Here is a 5,631-nt window from a genome sequence, read left to right as displayed (position 1 = left end):
CCGCCGCCCGGCCGGCGGCAGCCCCGCCGTCGCAGTCCCCGCCGGCGGTTCCGGCCCGGCCGGCCAGCTGCTCCTCGATATCGTGCACCACCCGGGAATTGGCGGTGGCCGTGGTGGCCAGCACCGGCACGGTCTCCGGCAGCCGCTCGATCAGGTCCCGGATCCGCCGGTAGTCCGGGCGGAAGTCATGGCCCCAGTCCGAAATGCAGTGCGCCTCGTCCACCACCAGCAGGCCGGAGCGCCGGACGAGCTCGGGCAGCTGCTCGTCGCGGAAGCGCGGGTTGTTCAGCCGCTCCGGGGAGACCAGCAGCACGTCCACGGTGTCGGCGGCCAGCTGCCCGGCCACCTCGTCCCACTCCAGCTGGTTGGCCGAGTTGATCGCCGCCGCACGCACCCCGGCCCGCTCGGCAGCGGCCACCTGGTCCCGCATCAGCGCCAGCAGCGGCGAGACGATCAGGGTGGGGCCGGCGCCGCGGGCGCGCAGCAGCAGGCTCGCCACGAAATACACCGCGGACTTGCCCCAGCCGGTGCGCTGCACCACCAGCGCCCGCCGGCCGCCGGCCACCAGCGCCTCGATGGCCTCGAACTGGCCCGGGTGGAACTGCGCCGCCTCGTCACCCACCAGCCGGCGCAGGACGGCCGCGGCCTCGGCCCGCAGCCCGGCGCCGTCGAAGGAGGGGTCCGGGAAAGTATCCGGCAGTGCAGTGTCCTGGAAATCGGCCATTACCCCAGTATCCCAGCCGCCGCCGACAGCGTGCCGCTTGTCCACAGGCGCACCCTGCATAAACTGGTGCGGTGACTAGCCCAAATCTCACCGATTCCTTCCAGTCGGCTTTCAAGGCCTACGACGTGCGCGGCATCGTCGGCGAAACCATCACGGCCGAAACCGTGCAGGCCACCGGGGCCGCCTTCGTGGACGTGCTGCACCTGGCCGGAAGTTCCGTGCTGGTGGGCGGGGACATGCGCCCGTCCTCGCCGGAATTCGAGGCCGCCTTCGCCGCCGGCGTGACGGCGCGCGGGGCCGACGTGGTGATGCTGGGACGGATCTCCACGGACGAGCTGTACTACGCCTGCGGCACCCGCGCCGCCGCCGGCGCCACGTTTACCGCCAGCCACAACCCGGCCCAGTACAACGGGATCAAGATGGCCCTGGCCGGGGCCGTGCCGGTGTCGGCGGACACCGGGCTGTACGAGATCCGCGACCTCGCCGCCCGCTACCTGGCCGACGGCATCCCGGCCGCCGCCCGTGCCGGCACCGTCGGGCACGAGGACGTGCTCGCCGGCTACGCCGCGCACCTGCGCTCGCTGGTGGACCTGTCCGGCATCCGGCCGCTGAAGGTGGTGGTCGACGCCGGCAACGGCATGGCCGGGCTGACCACGCCGGCGGTGCTGGGCGACACGCCGGGCCCGGCCCTGCCGCTGCAGATCGTGCCGCTGTACTTCGAGCTGGACGGCACCTTCCCGAACCATCCGGCCAACCCGCTGGAGCCGGAAAACCTGCGCGACCTGCAGGCCGCCGTCGTCGAGCACGGCGCCGACATCGGCCTGGCCTTCGACGGCGACGCGGACCGCTGCTTCGTCGTCGACGAGACCGGCACCACGGTCTCCCCCTCGGCCATCACCGCGCTGGTGGCCCGCCGCGAGATCGCCCGGGCCAAGGCCGCCGGCGAGGAGGCCCCGGTGATCATCCACAACCTGATCACCTCCCGCGCGGTGCCCGAGCTGGTCGAGCGCGAGGGCGGAAAGCCGGTGGTCACCCGGGTGGGCCACTCCTTCATCAAGGCCGTCATGGCCGAGCAGGGGGCGGTCTTTGGCGGGGAGCATTCGGCGCACTACTACTTCCGCGACTTCTTCAATGCCGACACCGGCATGCTCGCCGCGATGCACGTGCTGGCCGCGCTCGGCGAACAGGACGGCCCGCTCTCGGCGCTGGCCGCCGAATACGACCCCTACTTCGCCTCCGGGGAAATCAACTCGGTGGTCGCGGACAAGGACGCCGCCGTCGAGCGGGTGCTGGACGCCTGCCTGGGCCAGGACGTCGTGGTGGAAACCATGGACGGCACCACCGTCTCCGCCGCCGACGGCTCCTTCTGGTTCAACCTGCGCCCCTCCAATACCGAACCGTTCCTGCGCTACAACGGCGAGGCCCGCGACAGGGCCGTCATGGAACGCATCCGCGACCAGGTCCTGGCCCTGGTCAGGTCCGGCGCATGAACGGATCCTGGCACGAGGGGGTCGACCCCGAGGTGCTGGAGGACATCGACATCCTGGTCGGCACCGCGCTGGGGATGGCGCAGGAACAGCTGCTCGAACGCGGCGCGTTCCTGCCCGTGGCGCTGGCCACCACGCTCGAGGGCGAGCTGCGGCTGATCGCGGTCAGCCCCGACGACCTGGACGAGGAGCCCGGGGAGCCGGAGGTGGACGTGGATGCCATGATCCTGCACCTCTACAGCGTCCTGAAACTGGAGAAGGCCGACTACCGCGCCATCGCGGTGATCAGCGATATCTTCCTGCCGGAGGAGGACACGGACGCCATCCAGATAGCGGTCGAGCACTCGGCCGGAACCGCGGTCTCCGCCATCCAGCCCTACAGCCATGACGACGAGGGCAACTGGCACTACCCGGACCCGTTCCTGGATCCGCAGGAGCGCATCGTCTGGCCGGAGGGCCCGGCATGAGCAGCATCGCCATCGTCGGCGGCCACGGCAAGGTCGCCCTGCACCTGTCCCGCATCCTCGCCGGCCAGGGCCACCGGGTCAGCTCGCTGATCCGGAACCCGGAGCACGCCGCCGAGGTCCGGGACACGGGCGCGACGCCGGTGGTCGCCGACGTCGAACACCTCACCACCGGCCAGATCGCCGACCGGATCCAGGGGCACGACGCCCTCATCTGGTCCGCCGGCGCCGGCGGAGGCAATCCGGCGCGCACCTATGCGGTGGACCGGGATGCGGCCATCCGGTCAATGGACGCGGCGCAGGAGGCCGGCGTGCCCCGGTACATCATGGTCTCCTACTTCGGTGCCCGGCCCGACCACGGCGTGCCCCGGGACGACCCCTTCTTCCCCTACGCCGAGGCCAAGGCCGCCGCGGACGGCTACCTGCGGGGCACGTTCCTGTCCTGGACCATCCTGGCCCCGAGCACACTGACCCTGGACCCCGGCACGGGCCGGATCGAGGTGGGCGAGGATCTGGCCCCGGGCCGCGTCAGCCGCGAGGACGTGGCCCGCGTCGCCGCCGCCGTGCTGGACGTGCCGGAGACCGTCGGCAGGTTCATCGCGTTCAACAACGGCGGCACCCCCATCGAAGACGCCATCCGGAACCTGTAAGCGCCCGCCCTGCCTCCCCTCCTGCCGCCCGGGTAAAATCGGTGGGTGCGGATCAATGCCTTCTCCGATGTGTGCCTGCGGGCCCTGATGCTGCTGTGCGCGGCACCCGAGGGCGAGCTGTTCACCACCCGGGCCATCGCGGACGGCGTCGGCACCCCCTACAACCACGTGAGCAAGGCCGTGCTGAAGCTGCGCTCCCTGGGCCTGGTGGACGCGGTGCGCGGACGCGGCGGCGGCGTGCGGATCAGCGCGGCCGGACGGCAGGTCACCGTGGGAACCCTGCTGCGCGAACTGGACGGGCGCGAGGACATGGTGGACTGCGGGAGCGCTGGCAGCAATGGCCGAGGCTGCCCGATGAACACCAGCTGCGGGCTGCGCGGGGCGCTGCGCCGGGCACGCGAGGCCTTCTACCGCGAGCTGGACGACGTCGTGGTCTCCACCCTGCCGCACGAGTCACAAATGGCCCCGGTTTTTGTGACCTTGCATACACGAAGTCCGGCCTGACCGCGCCGACCCGGGGAACTTTTCTACGCGGCGTAGAAACATGGATTTAAATGCGCATTTTCAATGCTACTTTGGGTGCCGTAAGGACACCTTCCACCCAAGGAGTACCGATGCTCTCGGAGAAATCCCGTCCCATTATTGAAGCCACCCTGCCCCTGGTCGGCGAGCGGCTCGGGAGCATTACCCCCAATTTCTACCGGCGCATGTTCGCCGCCCACCCGGAACTGCTGGACGGCCTGTTCAGCCGCGCCAACCAGCGCAACGGCGAGCAGCAGAAGGCCCTGGCCGGCTCCATCGCGGCCTTCGCCTCGCACCTGGTGCAGCATCCGGACACCGTGCCCGAGCAGGTGCTCAGCCGCATCGCGCACAAGCACGCCTCCCTGGGCATCACCGAGGACCAGTACCAGATTGTCTACAAGTACCTCTTCGAGGCCATCGCCGAGGAGCTCGCGGACGTGATCACCGCCGAAATCGCCGAGGCCTGGACCGAGGTCTACTGGCTGATGGCCGACGCGCTGGTCAAGCTCGAAAAGGGCCTGTACGCCCGGCAGGCCAACGGCAGGATGTGGACCCCGTGGACGGTGGTGGGGAAGACCAGCGCCGGCGCCGGCTGCGCGACCTTCGTGCTGGAGCCCGCCGACGACACCCCGGCCACCCCGGCGGTGCCCGGCCAGTTCGTCAGCGTCAAGGTCACCCTGCCGGACGGGCTGCGCCAGTGCCGCCAGTACTCGCTCTCGGCCGACGCCGAATCCACCACCCGCCGCGTCTTCACCACCAAGCTCGACGACGGCGGCGAGGTTTCCCCCGTGCTGCACCGCGACGTGCAGGTCGGCGACGTGCTCGAGCTGTCCAACCCCTACGGCGACGTCACCCTCGACGACGGCGACGGTCCGCTGGTCTTCGCCACCGCCGGCATCGGCTGCACCCCCTCCGCCTCGGCCCTGCGCGCCCTGGCCAACCGGGGCTCGGACCGCGAGGTCATGGTGCTGCACGCCGAGAAGAACCTGGAGGCCTGGGCACTGCGCGAGCAGATGACCGCCGACATCGGCAGGCTCGAGGGCGCCAACCTGCAGCTGTGGCTGGAAGAGCCGGCCGAGGGCTGCAAGACCGGCTTCATGTCCCTGCAGGACGTGGACCTGCCGGCCAACGCGAGCGTGTACGTGTGCGGGCCGCTGCCGTTCATGAAGTCGATCCGGAACCAGGCCATCGACGCCGGCGTGCCGGCCACCAGGATCCACTACGAGGTCTTCGGCCCCGACCTCTGGCTCGCCAGCGCCAACTAGCCCCGCCCGGGCAAAAACCGGTCGGCAGATGTCCCCGATTCGAAGAAAGTGGCCGGCGGCCGCACGGAGCACCCGGTCTCCGTGCGGCCGCCGGCCACTTCCGGGCGGAATCCGTCCGGAACCCCGCGGCCACCGCACGCCGTTTTCTTCCCCGGGGCAGCAGCTGCTGCCCAGCTTTTCCCGGCAGCCAGCATCTACTGGCCGACTTTTGCGGACGGGGCGGCGGCGACCGTGCCCCGGGTCCCATCCACCACCACCGGCTGCCCGTCCCGCAGCACCCGGGTGCCCTCCCCCGTGCCCATCACGGCCGGGATCCCGTACTCGCGCGCGACGATCGCCGCATGCGAGCCGATGCCGCCGGTGTCCACGACGACGGCGGCGGCGCGCTGGAACAGCGGCGTCCAGGACGGGTTGGTGTAGGGGCACACCAGCACGTCGCCGGCCGCGAGCCGGCCGAAATCCTGCGGCCCCAGCACCAGCCGCACCGGCCCGGCCGCGGTGCCGCGGCTGGCACCGCGG

General features: G+C 71.1%; 7 protein-coding genes. 5 read left to right on the top strand and 2 right to left on the bottom strand.

All coding sequences use genetic code 11. The features are described 5' to 3' along the window. On the bottom strand, nt 1-724 hold a 724-nt coding region (locus ACFQ36_RS20155), incomplete at its 3' end, for a DEAD/DEAH box helicase (protein ID WP_377016902.1). A 71-nt stretch (nt 725-795) separates the two neighbouring features. Between ACFQ36_RS20155 and ACFQ36_RS20150 the strand changes: the two genes are divergently transcribed. The 5 genes from ACFQ36_RS20150 to ACFQ36_RS20130 all read left to right on the top strand — a co-directional run bounded on the left by ACFQ36_RS20150 (nt 796) and on the right by ACFQ36_RS20130 (nt 5,112). Beyond that, nucleotides 796-2,214, top strand: coding sequence for a phosphomannomutase/phosphoglucomutase (locus ACFQ36_RS20150; RefSeq protein WP_377016900.1), 1,419 nt, complete (start codon nt 796-798; stop codon nt 2,212-2,214). Next, nucleotides 2,211-2,678, top strand: coding sequence for a hypothetical protein (locus ACFQ36_RS20145; RefSeq protein WP_377016898.1), 468 nt, complete (start codon nt 2,211-2,213; stop codon nt 2,676-2,678). The genes ACFQ36_RS20150 and ACFQ36_RS20145 overlap by 4 nt, the downstream gene beginning before the upstream one ends. Continuing rightward, nucleotides 2,675-3,325, top strand: a complete 651-nt coding sequence (locus ACFQ36_RS20140; protein ID WP_377016896.1) for an SDR family oxidoreductase — start codon at nt 2,675-2,677, stop codon at nt 3,323-3,325. Before ACFQ36_RS20145 ends, ACFQ36_RS20140 begins: the two co-directional genes overlap by 4 nt. Nucleotides 3,326-3,370: 45 nt before the next feature. Continuing rightward, entirely contained in the window at nt 3,371-3,829 is a 459-nt protein-coding gene (locus ACFQ36_RS20135) for an RrF2 family transcriptional regulator (protein WP_377016894.1), read from the top strand. Nucleotides 3,830-3,939: 110 nt separating this feature from the next. Next, nucleotides 3,940-5,112 carry a globin domain-containing protein gene (locus ACFQ36_RS20130; protein ID WP_377016892.1) on the top strand — a complete coding sequence of 391 codons (1,173 nt, stop codon included), beginning with the start codon at nt 3,940-3,942 and terminating at the stop codon, nt 5,110-5,112. Nucleotides 5,113-5,306: 194 nt separating this feature from the next. On the opposite strand, the gene ACFQ36_RS20125 is transcribed toward ACFQ36_RS20130, so the two are convergent. Continuing rightward, the coding region (locus ACFQ36_RS20125; protein ID WP_377016890.1) for a PEP-utilizing enzyme at nt 5,307-5,631 on the bottom strand (325 nt) is incomplete at its 5' end.

It is taken from the genome of Arthrobacter sp. GCM10027362, assembly GCF_042679445.1.
In the GTDB taxonomy this organism is placed as follows: domain Bacteria; phylum Actinomycetota; class Actinomycetes; order Actinomycetales; family Micrococcaceae; genus Crystallibacter.
The sequence above is the reverse complement of the archived record's forward strand: the minus strand, read 5'-3'. Positions and strand labels throughout refer to the sequence as shown.

Excerpts from the sequence above, each read along its gene's own strand:
- ACFQ36_RS20145 (WP_377016898.1), top strand. The coding sequence starts at position 2,211 with ATGAACGGATCCTGGCACGAGGGGGTCGACCCCGAGGTGCTGGAGGAC.
- ACFQ36_RS20140 (WP_377016896.1), top strand. The coding sequence starts at position 2,675 with ATGAGCAGCATCGCCATCGTCGGCGGCCACGGCAAGGTCGCCCTGCAC.
- ACFQ36_RS20130 (WP_377016892.1), top strand. The coding sequence starts at position 3,940 with ATGCTCTCGGAGAAATCCCGTCCCATTATTGAAGCCACCCTGCCCCTG.